At 31.7% G+C, this 20,289-nt stretch carries 17 protein-coding genes (1 of these 17 cut by a window edge); 8 read left to right on the forward strand and 9 right to left on the reverse strand.

All coding sequences use genetic code 11. The annotated features are described in order from the left end of the window. Positions 1-58: 58 nt before the first annotated feature. Positions 59-5,239, forward strand: coding sequence for an AAA family ATPase (locus tag HS129_10880; protein MBE7412543.1), 5,181 nt, complete (start codon positions 59-61; stop codon positions 5,237-5,239). Between the two features lie 25 nt (positions 5,240-5,264). Here HS129_10880 and HS129_10885 read toward each other — a convergent pair whose 3' ends face one another. Continuing rightward, positions 5,265-7,346, reverse strand: a complete 2,082-nt coding sequence (locus tag HS129_10885) for a hypothetical protein (GenBank protein ID MBE7412544.1) — start codon at positions 7,344-7,346, stop codon at positions 5,265-5,267. 93 nt (positions 7,347-7,439) lie between these two features. Beyond that, entirely contained in the window at positions 7,440-7,685 is a 246-nt protein-coding gene (locus HS129_10890; protein ID MBE7412545.1) for a response regulator transcription factor, read from the reverse strand. A 199-nt stretch (positions 7,686-7,884) separates the two neighbouring features. On the opposite strand from HS129_10890, the gene HS129_10895 reads away from it, so the two are divergent. From HS129_10895 to HS129_10910, 4 genes are all read left to right on the forward strand, one after another. Continuing rightward, the gene (locus HS129_10895; protein MBE7412546.1) at positions 7,885-9,222 is read left to right on the forward strand and encodes a hypothetical protein; all 1,338 of its coding nucleotides are present in this window, start codon (positions 7,885-7,887) and stop codon (positions 9,220-9,222) included. Continuing rightward, complete coding sequence (locus tag HS129_10900; protein ID MBE7412547.1) at positions 9,219-9,887, forward strand: response regulator transcription factor; 669 nt, start codon at positions 9,219-9,221, stop codon at positions 9,885-9,887. The genes HS129_10895 and HS129_10900 overlap by 4 nt, the downstream gene beginning before the upstream one ends. Positions 9,888-10,559: 672 nt before the next feature. Further along, the gene (locus HS129_10905; protein MBE7412548.1) at positions 10,560-11,135 is read left to right on the forward strand and encodes a sigma-70 family RNA polymerase sigma factor; all 576 of its coding nucleotides are present in this window, start codon (positions 10,560-10,562) and stop codon (positions 11,133-11,135) included. Next, positions 11,125-11,694, forward strand: a complete 570-nt coding sequence (locus HS129_10910; protein ID MBE7412549.1) for a hypothetical protein — start codon at positions 11,125-11,127, stop codon at positions 11,692-11,694. Before HS129_10905 ends, HS129_10910 begins: the two co-directional genes overlap by 11 nt. Here HS129_10910 and HS129_10915 read toward each other — a convergent pair. The 7 genes from HS129_10915 to HS129_10945 form a co-directional block, all read right to left on the reverse strand. After that, positions 11,691-12,551 (reverse strand): aminotransferase class IV, encoded by an 861-nt coding sequence (locus HS129_10915; GenBank protein MBE7412550.1) that lies wholly within the window; start codon positions 12,549-12,551, stop codon positions 11,691-11,693. The genes HS129_10910 and HS129_10915 overlap by 4 nt on opposite strands. A 20-nt stretch (positions 12,552-12,571) precedes the next feature. Further along, the gene (locus HS129_10920; protein ID MBE7412551.1) at positions 12,572-12,823 is read right to left on the reverse strand and encodes a hypothetical protein; all 252 of its coding nucleotides are present in this window, start codon (positions 12,821-12,823) and stop codon (positions 12,572-12,574) included. Further along, positions 12,820-13,812 carry a serine/threonine-protein phosphatase gene (locus HS129_10925; GenBank protein ID MBE7412552.1) on the reverse strand — a complete coding sequence of 331 codons (993 nt, stop codon included), beginning with the start codon at positions 13,810-13,812 and terminating at the stop codon, positions 12,820-12,822. Before HS129_10925 ends, HS129_10920 begins: the two co-directional genes overlap by 4 nt. Before the next feature lie 6 nt (positions 13,813-13,818). Next, on the reverse strand, positions 13,819-14,415 hold the full coding sequence (locus tag HS129_10930) for a hypothetical protein (GenBank protein ID MBE7412553.1): 597 nt from the start codon (positions 14,413-14,415) through the stop codon (positions 13,819-13,821). Between the two features lie 129 nt (positions 14,416-14,544). Then, entirely contained in the window at positions 14,545-15,960 is a 1,416-nt protein-coding gene (locus HS129_10935) for an MBOAT family protein (protein ID MBE7412554.1), read from the reverse strand. Between the two features lie 4 nt (positions 15,961-15,964). Further along, positions 15,965-16,933, reverse strand: coding sequence for a signal peptide peptidase SppA (gene sppA, locus HS129_10940; GenBank protein MBE7412555.1), 969 nt, complete (start codon positions 16,931-16,933; stop codon positions 15,965-15,967). Further along, entirely contained in the window at positions 16,930-17,421 is a 492-nt protein-coding gene (locus HS129_10945) for a lysophospholipid acyltransferase family protein (GenBank protein MBE7412556.1), read from the reverse strand. The genes sppA and HS129_10945 overlap by 4 nt, the downstream gene beginning before the upstream one ends. 294 nt (positions 17,422-17,715) lie before the next feature. On the opposite strand from HS129_10945, the gene HS129_10950 reads away from it, so the two are divergent. The 3 genes from HS129_10950 to HS129_10960 all read left to right on the forward strand — a co-directional run. Then, positions 17,716-18,648, forward strand: coding sequence for an aldose 1-epimerase (locus HS129_10950; GenBank protein MBE7412557.1), 933 nt, complete (start codon positions 17,716-17,718; stop codon positions 18,646-18,648). Between the two features lie 126 nt (positions 18,649-18,774). Continuing rightward, entirely contained in the window at positions 18,775-19,698 is a 924-nt protein-coding gene (locus HS129_10955) for a tetratricopeptide repeat protein (GenBank protein MBE7412558.1), read from the forward strand. Beyond that, positions 19,679-20,289 carry the 5' portion of a CDC27 family protein gene (locus HS129_10960; GenBank protein ID MBE7412559.1) on the forward strand. Its footprint extends 394 nt past the window's final position, so only the first 611 of its 1,005 coding nucleotides appear in the window; the start codon lies at positions 19,679-19,681; the stop codon falls past the right edge of the window. The genes HS129_10955 and HS129_10960 overlap by 20 nt, the downstream gene beginning before the upstream one ends.

Raw genomic sequence — 20,289 nt, forward strand, 5'->3', positions numbered from 1 at the left:
GATTTTTCTTGATAGTTTTATCTAAAATTTTAATTATGTAACTTTGGATTTACTGACTATGAACGAAACTTTAGAAATTTTTAGTGATTATGTCTTATTGGAAAAAATCGCAGAATCCCATAGGTCATTCGTCTATCGCGCAAAACAGAAAAATAAATCTCAGACAGTAATTTTAAAAATCTTAAAAAGAAAATTCAATTCTCTATCAGATATCGCAAGATTGAAACAAGAAACAAAATTAGTTCAAAATATTCGACATGAAGGAATCATCCAAAATCATGGAATCGTACAACACGAGGATTTGATTGCTATCGTTATCGAAGACACTGAAGGTGACTCTTTAAAAAATTTTTTAAAACGAGGCTCTATTGAAATTTCTGATTTTTTCCCTATAGCAATTCAACTTGCTGGTACGTTATCATCCATCCACAGTCAAAACATAATCCACAAAGACATCAAACCACAGAACATCATTGTAAAAGAAAAAAATAAAAAGATCGTTTCCGCAAAGATTACCGATTTTGGAATTTCTGTTATTTTAAATGATGAGATCAGAGAGATCTATCACCCAAAAACTATCGAAGGAACTTTGCCCTATATCTCTCCTGAACAAACGGGTAGAATGAATCTTTCTATAGATTATAGAACCGATTTGTATTCACTGGGAGTAACTTTCTACGAGATTTTATCCGGACGACTGCCTTTTATTTCCAATGAGCCTTTAGATCTGATTTATTCACATATTGCAAAAGAATTTGAAGACCTTCATATTTTAAATCCCTCTATCCCTATTACAATTTCAAAAATTATTCAAAAACTAATGGCTAAATCTCCAGAGGATAGGTACCAAAGTGCTTACGGATTAAAGTGTGAATTGGAATACACTTATGAGCAATTTGCAAACAAAAAAAATATTTCAGATTTTCAGGTAGGGAGCCTCGATATATCAGATCGATTTGTCTTGCCACAAAAAATTTTCGGAAGAGAAAAAGAGGTTACCAATCTATTGAATTGTTATGAAAAAGTTTTAGAGGGAGAGACAAGGATCATGCTTGTTTCCGGTCTTCCGGGGATCGGGAAATCTCGGATAGTAAATGAAGTTCATAAACCTATCGTTAAGAGTCATGGTTTTTTTATTTCAGGAAAATACGAGAAGCTAAGAAAAGATGTACCCTTTAGCTCCATTATTCAAGCGTTTCAAAATTTAATTCGTCAAATTTTATCTGAGAGTGAAATTAGAATTGAAGAATGGAAAACAAAAATACTGAATTCTATCGGGAGCAACGTAGAAATAATAATAAAAGTAATTCCAGAATTAGAATTGATTGTTGGAAAACATCCTCAAGCAGCTGAACTGAATTCCGAAGAATCGCAAAACCGATTCAATTATACTTTTGTAAATTTTGTAAAAGTTTTTTCCAGAAAAGAAAATCCTCTGACTCTATTTTTAGACGATTTGCAGTGGGCAGATCAACCCAGTCTGCAACTTTTAAAAATTTTGACTCAAGAACAAAGCCTCAAATATTTCTTTTTAATTATTTCTTATAGAGACAATGAAGTTCCCGATTCTCATCCATTCAATATATTGATTGATAATTTTAAGAAAGAAAACATTCTTATCGAGCATATACACCTAAACTCTTTGAATTCAGATATGGTAACAAAATTCTTAGAGCATTTGATTGGAAATGATACAAAATACATAAAAGATATCGGAAACATCCTATTTGAAAAAACAAGAGGAAATCCATTTTTCCTTAATCAATTTATTAAATCAATGTACGAAGAAAAAATTGTGTATTTTTCTGAAAAAGACGGGTGGGTTTGGGATTATAAAAGAATTCTATCTAAGGAGGTAACCGAGAATGTAGTTGATCTTATGGCCGAGAAAATTTTAAAGCTCTCCACTCCACTTCAAGAACTTTTCAAGATTTGTGCTTGCATAGGGAATAGATTTAATTTAGAACAATTGATTCCGGTTTATGAAAAAACGTACGAAGAAACTCTTGACATATTGAATGAAGCAATCGAAGAAGGGCTCATTTACACAAATGAAGATACCTACAGATTTTTACACGATAGAATACAAGAAGCAGCATATTCTCTCTTAAAAGAAGAAGAAAAAAATCGAATTCACAAAAAAATCGGACAATTAAGTTTACTCACGTATTCCGAAGAAGAAATCAAAGAAAAAATATTTTACATCGCCGATCAGTTAAATCAGGTAGCGAGAGAAAGATATATTTCAGAAGAAAGAGCAGAAATTATAAAAATCAATCTTATCGCAGGTAAAAGAGCCTTAGGCTCTGCAGCCTACCAAAGTGCCTTGCATTATCTGCTCAATGCAAAAGCCCTAATAGACTGGGAAATAAATCCTTGGATAAACCAATACCAACTAACGTACGATATTTTCATTCATACAGCCGAAGCCTCCTATCTCTGTCAAAAGTATGAAGAGATGGATAATCTATTAGAAGTGATTTTAAAAAAATCTGTTTCTATTGCAGATAAAATACAAGTGTATGAGATAAAAATTAAAATGCTCATTGCAACCCATGATTTGAAAGGGGCAGTCGAAACCGGATTGAACATACTTAAACAATTAAAGATTCGATTCCCAAAAAAGCCGAAACAAATACACGCTCTATTTGCTTTAATCCATGCAAAGTTTCAGCTCTCTCTCAAAAAAAATAATATTCAGGTTATAAAAACAATGAATGATCTGAAAATTTTATCTGCAATTAGAATTATTTCCAGCATCAACTCTGCTGCATACTGGGCAAATCCCGATTTATTGCCTCTGCTAATTTTGAAAGTCGTCAATCTATCTCTGCAAAAAGGCAATTCACAATACTCTCCTTATAATTATGCCGGATTAGGCTTGATTCTATCTTCATTAAATTTTTTTCAATTTGCAGAAAAAATCGGACTATCAGCAATTTCCTTGGCAGAGAAATTTAATGCGGTTGGGCAAAAACCTAGAACCTATTTTGTTTATAACACTTTTATTCGTCCTTGGGTTAACCACATACGATCTAGTTTAATTCCTTTATCAGAATCCTATCTAAACGCACTTCATGTAGGAGATATAGAATTTGCATCCCATTCTGCTTTTGTATATAGCTATTATTATTTTCTTTCAGGAAACCCTTTGGATGATACAAAGAAAGAAGTTGAAAAATACGCAGGCGCATCTGTCAATTTAAAACAAAAAGCCGATTACCAAGTCCTTGCCAACTATCAACAAATTATTTCCATACTGTTCGGGGAGGAGGCATTCACAGGGAAGGTGGAAGGAAAATATTTTAATGAAGACTCTATGCTTAAAAGTTATATTTCACAAAATGACAGGACGAGTCTTTTTCATTTGTATTTGAATGGTCTAACATTAAATTTTTTGTTTGGAGATATACAAAAAGCAATTTCTTATGGAAACAAAAATCAGAAAACTCTTGATGGTGGATTAAGTGTTTTTGCTTTAATCGTGTTTTACTTTTATGATTCACTTTCCAGATTAGCACTCTTACAAAAAGATAATTTTAGCTACTTTGAAAAATTAAAACAAACAAGAATTATAAAAAAAAATCTCTCCAAGATTCGTTCTTGCGAAAAAATAAATCCGGAAAATTTTTCTAACAAGGTATCTTTAATTGAAGCAGAGATTGCACAAATGGCAGGCAATGTGGGTAAAGCAATCTTTCTATATGAGAAAGCAATTCAAGATTCACGAAAGAATTTATTTCTTCAAGATGAGGCGTTAGCTTACGAGCTTGCAGGAAAATTTTATTTGAAATTCAATTTAAAAGACAATGCCAAAATGTGTCTCTCTCAATCCAGAATTTGTTACAATAAATGGGGAGCATTCGGTTTATTGAAAAATTTTGATTCTATATATTCAAATACTCTTCCAAAGTATGACAAAGACTCTATCGGAATAGCCAGTATAGATTCTATTCAGTCGCAATCGCTTTCCATAGATTTAGATTTTTCTACGATTATGAAATTTTCTCACGTACTTTCCAGTGAAATAGAGCTAAATGTACTCTTAGAAAAAATTATAGCAATCTCTATGGAAAACGCCGGAGCACAAAAAGGGCATTTAATTCTCGAGAAAAATGGAAAACTCTACATAGAAGCCTCTGCGTATTCTAAAAAAAATTCAAGCGAATTAAAATCAGTGCTACTGGAAGAATTCACAGATATACCAAAAACAATTGTCAACTATGTCTGGAAGACTAAGGAAAGCGTAATTTTACCAAATGCCAAAGAATCAGAAATGTTTGTACAAGATCCGTATATTGCACTTCACAAGTTACGTTCTGTTTTATGTATTCCTATATTGTACAAAAGGAGTATGTCAGGAATTTTGTACTTAGAAAATAATTTATCTACAAATACCTTTACAAAAGAAAGAATAGAATTGCTTTCTGTTTTATCTACTCAAGCAGCAATTTCTATTGATAATGCAAGGCTCATCGCCAAAAGACAAGATTCTGCAAAGCTTGAAAAAGAAATGGAAATCACTTCCAATATTCAACTCTCCCTATTGCCTGAAAATCCAAACAGTGAAGGGTATGAAATCAGCTCTTATATGAAACCATCAGAATCCGTAGGGGGAGACTATTACGATATTATTCATGGAAATGAAAAAGACTGGCTTGTTATAGGAGATGTTTCTGGGCATGGAATTCTGTCTGGTCTTGTAATGATGATGGTGCAAACTTCTATTCATTTATTGTTGTCTAAAAAAGAAAATTACACTCCCGCAGATATTTTAAAAAATTTAATCCTCGGTATAGAAGATAATATTCAAAAAATATCCAAAAATGAATACAAATACATGACTATCACTGTGATGAATTTTGACAAGACAGGAGTGTTTCATTTTTCAGGACACCATCAAGATATTTTAATCTATCGCAAAATGACAAAAACAGTTGAACGATTAGAGACAGAAGGAATTTGGATTGGTCTTGGAAAATTGGCGCAAGACAAGGTAGGACTCATCCCAAACAAAGAATTTTTTATGAATTCGGGAGACACTCTATTGGTTTATACAGATGGGATCACTGAAGGAGTCTATAAAGATGGCAGAGAATTTGGAGTAGAAGGACTCGAGAAGATACTACAAAATCATGGAGATAAATTTCCTGATGAAATCCATAGTATTCTTCTTAAAAAAATTGATGAGATACAAATCTCAGACGATATTAGTTTTTTAGTCCTCAAAAAAACTTAACTCATAGAGTATTCATTTTTTCATACTAATGATTAAAACCATTGAATACCAAAATCTTTTCTTGCTTAGAAAATTTTACTGACCGATCTAAATAAATTTTTGCCTGAACATCATCATTATTTACGTTTAAGATTTTCTTAAAAATATTTATTGCATCCGAATATTCACCATTCTGAAAACTCTGCACACCATGCTCAAAACTTCTTTGCATGATGCACTTCATACTAAATATTTCCGGAGGGTCTCCGTCAAAGATTTCAAAAATTGCGACCGGCTCTTTTTTGCCTTTCACATAAACTTGATCTAACATTCTATACTTAAATTTTGAAGGATCAGGGAGTCGAAATAAAGTCTGTTCTGAAATCAACATAGTGGTCTCAAACTGCTTAGTCAAACCTTCAATCCGAGATGCAAGATTGACTGCGTCTGAAATCACTGTAGCGTCCATTCTTTCGTTTTCTCCAATAGTCCCAACAATCACTCTACCAGTATTGATACCAATTCCAATTCTTAATTCGGGAAGGCCTTTCACTTTTCTACGAGCATTGTACAAAAATAAGTTTTGCTTCATCTGAATTCCTGCGTGGATAGCATCTTCAGGGCTATCTGGAAAAATTGCCATGATCGCATCACCAATATACTTATCTATAAAACCGTTGTTTTCTCGAATAACGGGCCCTGTTCTTTTCATAAGTGCATTTAAAAATTCAAAATTTTCTGTAGGACTCATCGTCTCGGACAATGTCGTAAAAGAGCGTATGTCTGAAAACAACACAGTAATTTCAGCCTCAGATGCATCGCCGAGAGAAACTTCAGTTACAGATTTTTTCCCGATTAGACTGAATTTTTCTTGTGGAATAAATCTTGCATAAGAATTGGCCAAAGCCTCTTTGTGAGCGGCTGCCTCTTTTTGTGCATGTTCTTTTTCGTCTTTCATAAGATTCCACTTGCCAGCGAGTGCAAAACTAAGGATTAAAAAATCTCCGATATTTCCGATCTGCATTATGTAGTTCGTAAATATATTATGGGGAAGCCAGCCAATGGATTTTGCGGCGTAGATCAACCCTCCAAGTAAAAATGAAGCAAAAGCCAATAGATACAATCGAGCAGGCTTAAACCCTTTTTGTAAAGAGCGGATCCCTGCAACGATTATAAATGGAAAAGAAACAATTGCAAATATTGGGAGTAGTCTTGAAATCAATCTAATGTCAGGAAATAAAAATATTGTAAATAAAAAGAAAGTCCAAAGCGAAAAAAAACCAAGAATGATTTTATTTAAAATTGGGGTGAGTCGATGCAATTCTAAAAACTTTGTAGAAAATATAGAAAAACTTGCAACTGCAAAAAACCAAAATACTAAAATAGAATACCTAGAAAATTTTGGAAAATTTCCCCAGATAAACTCATGCCCTTGTCCCATTACAGACGCTGTAAATCCTGCCGCCCCAATGATAAACGCACTATAGTATAAATAGGTAATATCTTTTATGCTAACAAAAAGAAATAAGTGGTACAAGCACATGATGATACACATACCATAATAAAAACCCCATAGTGCACTCTCCTGATTCAAATTTTCCGTAAAGGATTCTGATTTCCAGATTGCAAGCGGGATAAGCATAGAAGAAATTGTTTGTAGCCTCATAAAAATTTTGATAGACTCTCCTTTTTGCATCTGCAACCGAAACACATTATTTTTCTGTTTGATTTGCTTATTTGAAAATGGATAAATCCTACCTGATTGAAATTCATCTATATTCCGATTTTTTACTATAAATACTTTTATATCGTCCATAGGAGCGTAGCTATGCTCTAAATACCAAGTATCAAAGTCTGATTCATTCTTAACAGAAAATTTAGCCCAAACATTAGATTTCACATATCCAAATCCGGGAGAGTCTGATGCACTTTTTTGAAAATGAAAATCTGGCTTTTCAGAATAAATTTCTTTAAAAGAAATTAAGCCGGTTTTGTCTTCATAAAGTTCTATATTTTTCCCAATTTGTATTTTAGAATCAATATTTTTTAAAATAATCTCCTCCGCCAAAAGACCTTGGTTCGCAAATAATAATGCAATGCACAAGCTATATATTGGTTTCCAACTCATAATACTTTTTCTCCGTTTACAATCATTGAATACATTGCCTATAAACATATATATTTTATTTTGACTTGTAAATAGGACATCTTGCCCTACACCTCAATTATTGATGGTATTTTCTGATTGCCTCAGTTTTTTGTTTACCCTTAATTTTTGATAAATGTTTTCAGTGTGTCGCCTAACGGTATGAGGACTAATATTTAATTCATCTGCAATGTCCCTATAATTAAAGCCTAGTGAGATTAAATTTAAAATTTCTTTTTGTCTTTCCGACAAATTTTCATCTAAAGGATTAATAAAAATACTTGTTTTTGTAATTTGCTTATTCTCCGTAAGACCATTCATTCTTTTATATTCCCTATTTCATAATTTGAAATTGATAGCATAGGATAGTTGTTTCAAGAAAGTCGAGTCATTTTTTTTCCAACTATTGCATTCACATTTTCAATTTCAATTTCAAAAAACCCCGATATTTATTGAGGTTTTTGTCATCATAACAAAAAAAACTATTGTATTTTAGCGGTTTTTGCTATACCATGCATGTATGAAAATTTCAGATAATTCCATATTTTATTTAATTGTTCATCCCTTTAGAAATTGGAAAAATCGACAGGATGTAAATTTTATTTTAGCAGCTACAAACTATAAAAACTGGATCGTTTCTGAAATTTTTCTGATATTTATGTTTGCCATAATTTCATTTCTTCCAAAGTTAAATAATGCTATTGGTCTAACGTTTTGGGTTGCAATTTTTGGAACAATTCCCGTATTCATCGGCGGGATACTTACATCATATTTGTTGAAGAAACAAGGAAGGTTAAGCGAAGTTAATTTTTTACTTTTAACGATTTCTAATATATTACTTTATGGAAATATCGGAGTTGCAATGATTGCAAGTGAAAAAGGAACTTTACTGTTTGGCTCTTTACTTTTATTTGTCGGTGTTTATCATTCGTATTTTCATCAAGTAAATATTCGAGAGCCATTTTTAGCTTTGGGAATGCTTTTAGTTTTTTGCTTTTGCTTTTATCATATAAAAAATACCGAAGATCGCTCTATTCTATTAGTAATGTGCAGTATAACAATTACTGCAATGCTGATTTCTGGGAAAACAGGAAAAGATCATTTTGATAATATAAAAAAACAAAACGAACTTCGTGCTCTTATGGATGCCCAAATTATCGAGAGCAAAACTTCTGAATTGGTAAAACTATCCGGAGCCTTTATCAGGATTCTTGGAAATAACCATGACGCTGGAAATTCTATTTCAGCTATGCGATTTATCTTGGATGATCTATATCATTCAATGAAAAAGAAGAAAATTCAAATACAAGTAATTAAAAAAATTTCAACCCTCCAAAATTGCCTAAAGAGTATTGAAACAACATGGGAAGATATTAAAAATGCAGGACAAAAAGATATTGGTAAAATGGAAGTGATTGAGACAGATCAGGTAGTAAAAGAAATTTTTCGATTAATGAAATTACGATTTCCAAACATAAAATTTATTCTGCCAACAACTCAAATGCCCTCTGTATTTGTTAATGGAGGTAATTCAAACTTATATAGAATTTTTGAAAATATAGTCTTAAATGCTTGTCAGGGAGATGGAAAAATCAAAGCAAAACAAATTGTACTAAACTACTCAGTCTTAGAAAAGAATCGGATTGCTTTGATTTTACAAGATGACGGTCCAGGCTTTCAAAAAGAAATTTTAGCCTCTCCTCTTAGCGAATTAAAATCTTCCAAGAAAGATGGGTCAGGTTTGGGTCTTTACACTGCTTATCTCCTTGCAACCGCAAGCGGGGGAACTATTATCAGAGAAAATAACAATACCGGAGCTAAGGTTAGCTTAATTCTAAATTTAGCGACATTTTTATGAGAAAGAAAATACGTAATGAGAAATTAAAAATTGTGATTATTGACGACCACCCCGCTATTTTAGAAGGGGTATCGTCATTATTAAAAAATGACTCGAATTTAGAAATTGTCGGACTTTCACAATCTATAGAATCAGGACTAAAAGAAATCCTGAAAAATAAACCTAGTTTGATTATTACAGATATATCTATTCAAACCAATTTAGAAGGAATCGAATTTATTAAAGCACTCAGAAAGAGATTCTCAAAAATAAAAATCTTGGCTTACTCGATGCACATTGAGCCTGTTATTGTAGAGAAGGCAATTCAAGCCGGTGCCAACGGATTTATTTCTAAGCAAGAATGCACTCAAAATATCCTACAAGCCATAAGTGAAATTCGTAACGGAAAATTTTATATAAGCGAGAGAATTTCTAAAACTATGGCTGTCAACAGTCTTAATAAAAATGATAAAAACTCAGACACAAATATTTGGAAACTATCCGCAAGAGAGTTGGAAATATTTTCCTATATCGGGGAAGGAGTTTCAACTCAAGGTATTTCAAAAAATTTGTGTTTATCAGTAAGCACAATCGAATCTCATAGAGCAAATATCAAAAAAAAACTTCAATTCCGCACAAATTCAGAATTAGTAAAAAATGCAGTTATCTGGAGGACTGCATTTTAAGTGGGATCTCCAATTCGGAGGACTGATGCTTGAAGTCTGAGGTCAGAAATAATGGAGTTAGTATCTTTTCTAAATAGTTTTATTTTTAGTGGAGTTTTTAATATTACGCTTTTAGTGCAGGTTTTGCACTTTTCGTGCAAAAATGTGGGATCTCCATCGTTTTCAAGAAATTACACATTTAGTGCAGATTTTGCTCTTTTCGTGCAGAAATGTGGGAACTCCATCGTTTTCAAGAAATTACGCCTTTAGTGCAGATTTTGCACTTTTCGTGCAAAAATGTGGGAACTCCACTTTTTTAGGGGGTTACACATTTAGTGCAGATTTAGACTTTTTCTGTAAAAATTTTTTCTCTATGTAACAATAGAGGCAAAGGGCAGGTGATAGGAGGTATAAAGTTTTAATTCAAGGAGAAAAATCTAAAAATTGAAAAACCTCACTAAAAAAGTGGAGTTCCCACTAAATAGACGAATTCAATTTATGTCGCTTGTAAAAAACACAAAAATACAAATCGTTGAAGAAAATCCCAAATAACTCAAAAGAAAGCCAAGTTATTATATAAAATCCAAACTAACTTTTCAAAAATTTTTGCAGTAGCCCGAAAAACATACATATAAATCCTGTAAAAAAAGTTTTAAACTTAGGCTTTTAGATTAATTCTAAAAATAGGTAGCTATGACTCTTAGAGAGAAAGAAATTATCCTTTTGAAGAGGATTAAAGGCGGCGACCAAAGTGCTTATATTGAGTTAGTAACTCCATTCAGGGAGAGACTATTCCGCAAAGCTGTTTCGATGGTCAAAGACGAGGATGATGCAGAAGATATAGTTCAGGAAGCTATGATTTCCGGTTATAGATCGATTGATAAATTCAGAGCCGAAGCCGGGGTATATACTTGGCTTTATAGAATCGTTGTAAATAAATCTAAAGATCTTTTGTCAAAAAAGAAGCGTGAAAAAGAGAAGCCGATAGATGAAAATGAGAATCAATTTATAGATGATCGAATTGGTTATGAAAAAAAATTAGAACTCTCTGATGAGTCAACCTATCTAATAACTAAAATCAATCAACTTGAAGAAATTTACAAGCAGGTGATTGAGTTGAGGTATTTTGAAGAAATGTCGTATTCTGAAATTGCACAAGTAATCGGAGTAAACGTGGGGACTGTCAAGAGCAGGCTATTCAAAGCGAAAGAGTTTCTGAAACATTTAATTCTTCAGGACGAAAAAGGAGAAGGTTACTTTGCATCTTAAAGATATTTATAATTGTTTGAAGACCAGAATTTTATACTTCTTAACAGGAGATGATGAAAAATACCACAGAAAATTAGAATGCAGTCTGATCCGATGTTTATCGGAAATCAGAAAACAAGAAATTTCTGAAGTTCAGTTGTCAGGAGATTTTAATCAAAAATTAATCCAGAAACTACAAGCTGAAAAAGTAAACGTCTCAAAAAAACAAATTTCTGAAAGTATTTTTGATTTTGTATTAACCAATAGAGCTTTTCAGTATTCCTTATCTGGGGTTTTACTTATTACGATTGTAGTCATTATTTCAGGAAACAGGAATATTGTAAGTGATTCTTCGACTTCAGGAGTATTACTGAAAAATACTGAATATCTAAATAAACCTTCTGCCTCTTTTCATCTCCACTCTGAAGAAGAAAGAATTTTATTGGATGAGTTTGATAAAAACCCTAACGATTTAGAGACTTTACTCAAGCTTGAGACATACTATACATCCATCGGTAAAGAAGAGCTTGCTGCAAGAATTCGATATAGAACAGAAAAAATTTCCGGAAAAAAGTATTAGTCCGAAAATAATTTGAGAGATTCGCTTTCTCTTTTTTCATACTCTTTCTGAATATTTAGAATTGAGTCAGGTTGAATTTCCGGGAAAATTCTTTTATCCAATTGGCTTACTCTTAAAAGTCCTCTTGTTGAACTGGAAATATAAATTAACTTGCAGGATTTTAGTTCGTTCTGGGAAAACTTTCCTTCAATAATTTTTATGCCTATAGATTCTGCGGCTTTTAATATTTCACTTCGAGTTACTCCACCTAAAATACAAGAATCCAAAGAAGGAGTTTTTATTCTGTCTTTTTCATCGATCCAAAACAAATTACAAAAAGACCCTTCAGTCACGATTCCATCTTTACGGAGTAAAACTGCCTCATCGAAACCATTTTCTTTTGCTTCTTTGTAGCTAAAAATTGAAGGAAAGTTTCCTGTCACTTTTACAAAGTCCGGTAAAAAAACCTCATTTGTTTTTCTAAATGATGATACCATTAATTGAATAGATGTATTTGTATGTAAGATCGGAGATGCAGAAAGAACAGTAGTGACTGAATTTGATTTCAGATCCGGTAAACTCCAAACCCCTGGACTTAAAGTTAGTCTCATTCTACCATTTTTAATTTGATTTGAATGAATTAGCTCTTTTGTTTGACTTTTTATTTTTTCAGTAAAATCATTTTCTATTCTAATTTGAAAATATTCAATAGACTTCCGCATTCTTTCTACGTGCTCATTAAAAAATGCAACCCTTGAATCTTTAATAAAAAATGTTTCATAAATCGCAAAGCCGTAAGTAAATCCAGAATCTACAGCAGATATGAATGCAGATTCCGACTGCAATTTCTTTCCGTTAATAATTAAAAAATCGCTCATATAAAATTCGGGCTAACTATTCAACTTGACTTTCCTTGTCTTTTAGGCTTAAGTCTCTTAATCAATTTATTTCTAAAAATTTCCCAATTATAATTAAACTGCAAATTTTTTAATTCCTCATCTGCGCTATAGCTTATAAAATCCAATATCTCAAACTTATCCATTCCAATTTCTTGAGCAATATCATCTAACGTCCGATCCATCTTTCTTGAATCTTTTTCAGATAAAGACAAATTTGTAGAAATTTTTAACTCGAATTCAGATAAATTCATTTCTTTTTGATAACCATCAACGTCATGTCGTCACTAAGATCACCCGATGCAAATTCAGAAATTTCCTCAAACAAAGAATCAATTCTATTGTTTATTGAATCAGTATTTTCTTTTTCAATAAATTTGTAAATTCTCTCTCCATAGTATTTGTTGTTTTTATTTTTTTGTTCAAAGATTCCGTCTGTAAATAAAAATAACAGATCTCCAGTTTTTAGTTGAAATTTTTCAGACTCTTGATTTCTTTCATCATCAGGAAATCCAATATATGTTCCGACTGTTTCAATAATTTCGATTTTTTTTGAATTATACTGTAATAAAATAGGATTGGGGTGGAGTCCATAATGCTCAATATTTCCTTCTTTATCTGCCTTCATTACTAAAATTGTAGCGTATTGCTCAATCTTATTTTTTTCATTTGAATAAAAAATCATTTTTTTTCCAATTAATTTCTTGTTTATGTTCTCAACGACTTCTTTAGGTGTTTTACAAACATTGATATAGAAATTCATATAATTTAAAATATTCGCACTGAAAAGATGAGAGTTCAAATCATTTCCGCAAGAATCTCCAATTGCAAACCAATAATTTCCGTCTTTATCTATTGCATGATTAAAAAAATCTCCCCCAAGAACATGTAATGATTTTGACTGAGCAAGTATCTCATAATTTGAATCAGAGAAATTGGAGGGAAATAAAATTTGATTAATTTCTTCTGTTGAATAATTTTTTGAAGTTAAGGCAAACCTTTCAAGTTTTTGAAAACGAGCTTTTAAATATGAGTTGTATTCATCTACAGCAAACAATACTATACCCAAAGCACCTACAAGTAGTTTACATGACCATAGATTAACCCAATCCAAATATTGAAAAGACAGGATAAAAAATAGCAAAGTTAAAGACTTTAATAAAAAATAAATTTTATGAGTTTTTAAAAATAAAAAGTATCCTTCTATAGAATTTATAATAGAAGCAAGATTTTCTTGAAACAATCTATTTCACTTTACGCGATGGTATGCGTGGGACTGAAAATCTTTAGATGTGTAAATTTTTCTGGAAAGAAAAAAATATTCATCTTCCATGTATGCGAATCTTACTCCATCAATTACCCCAAATTTTTTTTCTGTGTAGCCTGATTCATACTGCATAGGGATTATTGTTTCTGATTTTTTATCATAGTGATACAAAAGCGAATGTGGAAAATCTTTAAATACAATTTCAGATTCATTGTCTTGGTTAACTTCTGCTTTTTCTAATGTATTTAAAATCACCCAATTCCCCTTAATTTTGTAGTTTCCTCGACCGATAATTTTTTTAAGATTTTTACTGTCTCCAAAGTAATCAACTCTTAAATATATTTTTTCAAATTTTCCTGAATTGTTGTCAAATACGATCCATTCCCTCCATTCATTTTTATGAAAACGAGAATTTATCGCAGACTTGGGATTGGTGTGCCTTTCAAAACTTCCATTGATAATTGCATCACGGGAGAACTCTCTATCAGGTAAATTCCGAATCCATTCCCTGTTAGAACAAAATATTCCTGATAGCACCCAAAAAAAAATGAAAACTTTTAGCACAAGTTTTGTAAACAAATCAGATTCCTTATATTTTATATCGGTAATTTTGAGCTATTGCAAAGTCTCCGTTGAAGTTTTCCAAAGAATAGATGAATTTAACTGCATTTATTCTAAAATTTGCAAATAATTTTTGGCAGAAGAAAACTAAAATTGAAAATAAATAAAATCTCCTCCACCGTCACCAAAAAGACCAAGCAATAACAGCATAATAAATGAAATAAAAATCAGTAAAATTTCTTTTACTTGAGTATTGATCTTTTGTAAAATATTTCTCGATTGAAAATAATTTAATAAAAAAGTAGTTCCGATATAGAGTATAATTTCTTCCAAACGAACTGAATTCAAGCTATATGTTAGCTGAAAGAGCGATTTGAAATAGCTCAAACAAAGCTCTAAAGAATTTTCTTGAGATATTCCTGTTCTAAAAAATATTCCAGAAATCGCAAAAGCAAAATATACAACTCCTGTTTTGAATACCGAAGCAAGTTTAGACTTAGGCTCGGCTGGAATACCAAATTTCTCTAATATCCTTTCTAACCAAAGCATTAAACCGGAAAAAAATCCCCAAAGTAAATAGGTTAAATTTGCACCATGCCAAAGTCCACCTAGAGTCATAGTCACAAGCATATTAAAAGAAGAACGAAAGCTCCCCATTCTACTTCCACCGAGCGGAATATACAAATAATCTCGAAGCCACGTAGAGAGCGTTATGTGCCATCGCGTCCAAAACTCTCGAAACGATGAAGAAAGAAACGGCCCTCTAAAATTTTCAGGAATTTGAAATCCAAGTAGTTTCGCTAATCCTCTGGCTATATCTGTATAACCACTAAAATCACAATATACTTGAGAAATAAATCCAAAACAGCCAACCAATAAAGACAAGGAATCAAACTTTTCCGGATTGGCAAATAGAGGATTGATAATAGGACTTATGTTGTCGGCTAAAACAACTTTTTTAAAAAGTCCTCCAAGTATTAAGAAAAGACCTTCCTTCATCGAATCTTTTGTGATTTTTGGAGAATTTAGCTGAGGAAGAAAATCCTCTGTTCTCATAATTGGTCCCGCAATTAGTTGAGGAAAAAAAAGTATAAATAAAAAATATTCCTGAAATGATATTTTTTTTATTAATCTCCCCCTATGAATGTCAATTTGAAGTGCAAGAAGTTGAAAAGTATAAAAACTTATCGCAAGAGGAAGAATAATATTCACAGAAGAAGATACTTCTTTAAAAAATACGTTATGCGAAATCCTAAAAAATATATCTGAAAAGAAATAAAAATACTTAAATACGGAAAGATTTACTAAATTCAAAATCACAATAAGTTTGATTAAAGTATTTGTGGATTCTCTTTTTTCTTTTTTTTCATGGAGTTTTTCAGAAAAATAAAAATTAATTACTATAATGAGAAAAAAATGAAAAGCTACAAGTAAGCTAAAATAAGCATAAAAAATAATTGATGAAAGTACTAAAATTCTTTTCTTGTTCTGAATTTCTACATTCCAATAAACTACATAGGTAATAATAAAAAGGATTAAAAAAGGAATGGAATTAAAAAGCATTTTACTACGGATTCCAGAGGTACATAAATTTGAATGACGTATCCATTCCAATAAATTTATTTATGAAGTTATCATTTGATGTGATTACTTCTTTTACTTGATATATATTTTTGATAATTTTTCTTTCAGTTGAATACACAACAATTCTTGGATTATTGTTTCCGGGAGACTTTCTATAATTTTTTCTTGCCATTACATCAGAAATAAACTCATCAAAATACCCGACTTTATCAATGAGACCATTTTTCAATGCCTGCTCTGCCGTAAAAATTCTACCATCAGCCAATGTTTTTAAAATATCTTCCTGAATGCTGGGTCTCCCCTCTTTTACAATATGAAAAAATCTATTGTAAAGACTGTCGATCACAGATTGTAAAATCTTTTTTTGTTCTGCTGTCATTTCACGAGTAGATGAACCAATACTTTTATTCGCTCCAGATGTAAAAGACTGATCTTTTACTCCAATTTTCTCTAACCCTTCTTTTATGTTAAACCCTTGCATGATTACACCGATGGATCCGGTAACAGTAGTAGGGTGGGCACAAATAAAATCAGAAGCCATCGCAATGTAATAGGCTCCACTTGCGGAAGTATCCATAAAGACAGAAACTACCGGAAGATTTGTTCTCTTTTTAAATTTTTTTATCTCATTAAATAAAATATCGCTCGCAGTTACCGTTCCCCCGGGAGAATTAATTTTTAGAATCACCCCTTTAACAGTATTGTCAAATTCAACTTTTTTTAGTTGCTCTTTAATCTTAGAAACAATAGAATCATTTTTTATTCCAAAAAAATTCTCATTTGTCTTTTCGCTTATAACTCCCTCAATTGGGATGATTACTATTTTGTCGGTATCTCTCCCCGCCAAAACAAACTCTTGAAGATGAAGGGTTTGTCCGCCACCATCAAAAACCGTTATACAGTTTTGAAATATAAATAACAACATAGTCAAAAAAAATATTCTAATAATCATGGCTTGTCCTTGTTTATGGCATAGTCTTTTGCAATTTGGTCTAATTTATCTTTTTGCTCAATCATTTTTACTTCTAACTCTTTCGCATAACGTTGAATTCCTTTTTCATCTAATCCTTTAGGTATATAGATCGGCTCTGTATAATCAATCCACTGTGTTGAACCAAACTTTGGAAATTTATGTTTATCCCAACTGCGAGCCTCATAATGTCTATCAAAAGAAGGACAGACGGCTACAATGGGAGCGCCAGTCATAGAAGCAATCTGAATCACACCGGGCTGAACTTGGTAAATTGGACCTCGTGGCCCATCGGGTGTAAATATAGGAACAAATCCATTTTTTATTTTTTTTATAATAGCTTTCAAAGCACTCGCTCCACCTTTACTGGAAGAGCCTCGAACCGACACCATTCCAAACCTAAGAAAAGTTTGGTTGATAAGCTCTCCATCTTTAGAATAAGACACAAGAGGAGTTAGCGGTCTTTTCATTTTTTTCTGAAGTGTAGTATTTACCGGATAGAGTAGAGTAAGTATAAAAGAGTGATAACCGGCTAAAATAAATGGCTTTTTTTCTTCGATAATCTTTTTTGATTCAGGGTGAATAGTCTCTTTCAGTCTAATAAAAAAATACCAGAAACGGACAATAAAACTTACTAAAAAACTGGCTAAAATAAATTTCATAAAAGTACTTATCACCTAAAATCTAAAAGCCTTGAATTTTTTCCATACAAATTCTTGCAATTCAGTGAATTAAAAATCCAATGGACACAAAATATTTTCTTTATGATAAAAGAAATCAATACTGGTTGCTCATATTTTGCTCTAAATTTACAAGAAGGTGGGCAGTGGATGAAACTCGGTTTGAAGTCCCCTTTCAGTAATGAAGCGATTGATGTAATAAAAGGATACGATAAATCAAAAGACTTTTTTATATCGGGGTGTTTTTTTATGTTCCCTTTTGTGAATAGGTCTGAGTATCAAAATTTCCAATTTCAAAATTCAATCTATGATTTTTCAAATGCAAAAAAAGATAGTAATAATTTTCCGATCCACGGACTTATTTGCGATACTCCCAGAAAGATTTTTGAGGAAAGAAGTGAAGACACTACAAAAATAAATATTACTTCGGAAAACCCTTTAGATACCAATTTGTATCCTTTGGTTGTAGAAACATACGAACTAAGTGAATCTAAATTAACGATTACAACTATGTTCAAAAACACTTCTTTACAAATCCAATATTTTGCATTTGGGTATCATCCTTATTTTTGCTTAGGTGACTCTGTGGATGACTGTTACATAGAAACAAATCTTGCAATGAATTATCCATTAAATGAGAAATTGCTTCCCGACAATCAATCCAAACCGGAAAAACTATCTTTGCAATCGAGTACAAATTCTTTAAAAGGTATCTCTTGGGACAATACTCTGGCTTATGATAAGAAAGAAATGAATCCTTTTTTATCAATTATAAACAAAAACAAAAATCTCCAATTAATGATTCACGCTCCAAAAAAATTTACAAAAGATTCGATCAACTATAATTTTTTTCAACTCTACACACCTCCAGATAGAAAATCGATTGCTGTGGAACCGTTAAGCTCTACAGGAAATTCCTTTTTCTACAAAAAAGCCTCTCTTATAAAAATGTTACCTAATGAAACAAAAACTGCTGTTTTTGGAATTACCTTGAATAAATACCCAACTTCTAAATAAAAAATGAACTCAGAAAAAATCACATCTACCGAAAAAGACTCGCACTATAATTCTTTATTGTGTAATTTGGTTACTAAACCGACAATTAAGGCAGTATTATAAAATTATTTAGGATATTAGCCTTATATGGGAACTTCAGTATTAGTAAATACAACTTTAAAAGATTACTCAATGCCTAACGCAAAAAAATTATACAATCAAGCCCTTGCCTGTGAAGAAGCCGGTGACATAGAAGATGCAATTCAATTCTACAAATCTTCTATAGAGCTTGACCCTTCCTTTGTAAAAAGCTATCAAAATTTAGGTTCGCTATATTCAAGACTGGGGAATAGGAAGGACGCATACAATTTATTTTTAAAAGCATCCGATATCTCTCCAAGTTCTGAGACTTTCTTTAATCTTGCTGTAGAAGAATACAAAACTGATAATATTGAAAATGCAATTCTTCATTTAAAAAAATCTCTTGAATTTGATAAACGATATATCAATGCCCATCTTTTGCTTGCCAATGCTTATGAGAGATCTGGAAAAGAAGAAAAAACTGAAATCTACTTGCAGAATTCTTACAAAATCAATCCTAAAAATAAAGTAGTTCTATCTGCTCTTATTTTCTTCTACTACGAAAGAAATCGATACGATGAAACACTCAAAATCATAGATGAATATTCTACACATTTCCCAGAAGATACAAGATTTTTAATTTTGAAATCTGATATACTTTCAAAAACAGGAAGTTATACGAAATCGATACAAGCGTTAGGCGATTTAGTAAATAAAAATACAGACTTCACTAAACAAATTAATGAAACCAAACAAGACAGTGAAACTAAGAAGCAATTTGAAAAAATTCAGAAAAAGAAAAAAAATAAACTGAGTGAATTCAAATCAAAAATAGAACTGAATAAAGAAAATCCCGAAGACTTTTCAGGACCGGATTCACAGGATGCTTTAGACCTTTCCCTTTTGCATTTATTCAATGGAGAACCTGAAAAAGCTATGAAATATTTAATCTATGCACAAAAAATTCAAAATGAGTCCAAGAATACATAAACACCTTATCTATTTTTTTGTTTTTCAATTTACTGCATTTTGTGTTTTACCAAGAAAAGTAATTCCTGCTCTTGAAACCGATACATATTTTATTCCTTTAACTAAAATTGGAATTCTCGAAGAAAGTAAACCTGCAAAAGAAAGAAATAATTCTCAAAGAATATTGGACACAGAAAATAATTCCGATTTGAACACGTTAAACGACAGAGCTATTTTCTTCATTCGTGACGCAAGGATCAAAGAAGCTGAAAATATTTTTTTATCTTTAATAGAAAAAGAGCCATCTAAAATAGTTCCTCTAATAAACCTAATCAGACTGTATTATATTTTAGATGAGTACGATGTTATTCGAGAGGTTTTTTTATTGTATTTTGATAAGAATAAGAACTTAAAAGACCAAGCCGATGCAATTTTAAATGAATTGAAAAATCGCAATCGTCTGGAAGAAAGAGTAATTCTTCTTGATGCATTGACATCGAAATCAGGGTGGGAAATAAAAGCACCAGAAGAGCTTGGGATTTATTTTTATGAGCAAGGAAATTATAGAAATGCAATAATTTATTTTGAAAAAATTTTAGCCTCTTACCCATT

The sequence above is a fragment of the Leptospiraceae bacterium genome (assembly GCA_015075105.1).
Classification (GTDB): Bacteria; Spirochaetota; Leptospiria; order Leptospirales; family Leptospiraceae; genus JABWCC01.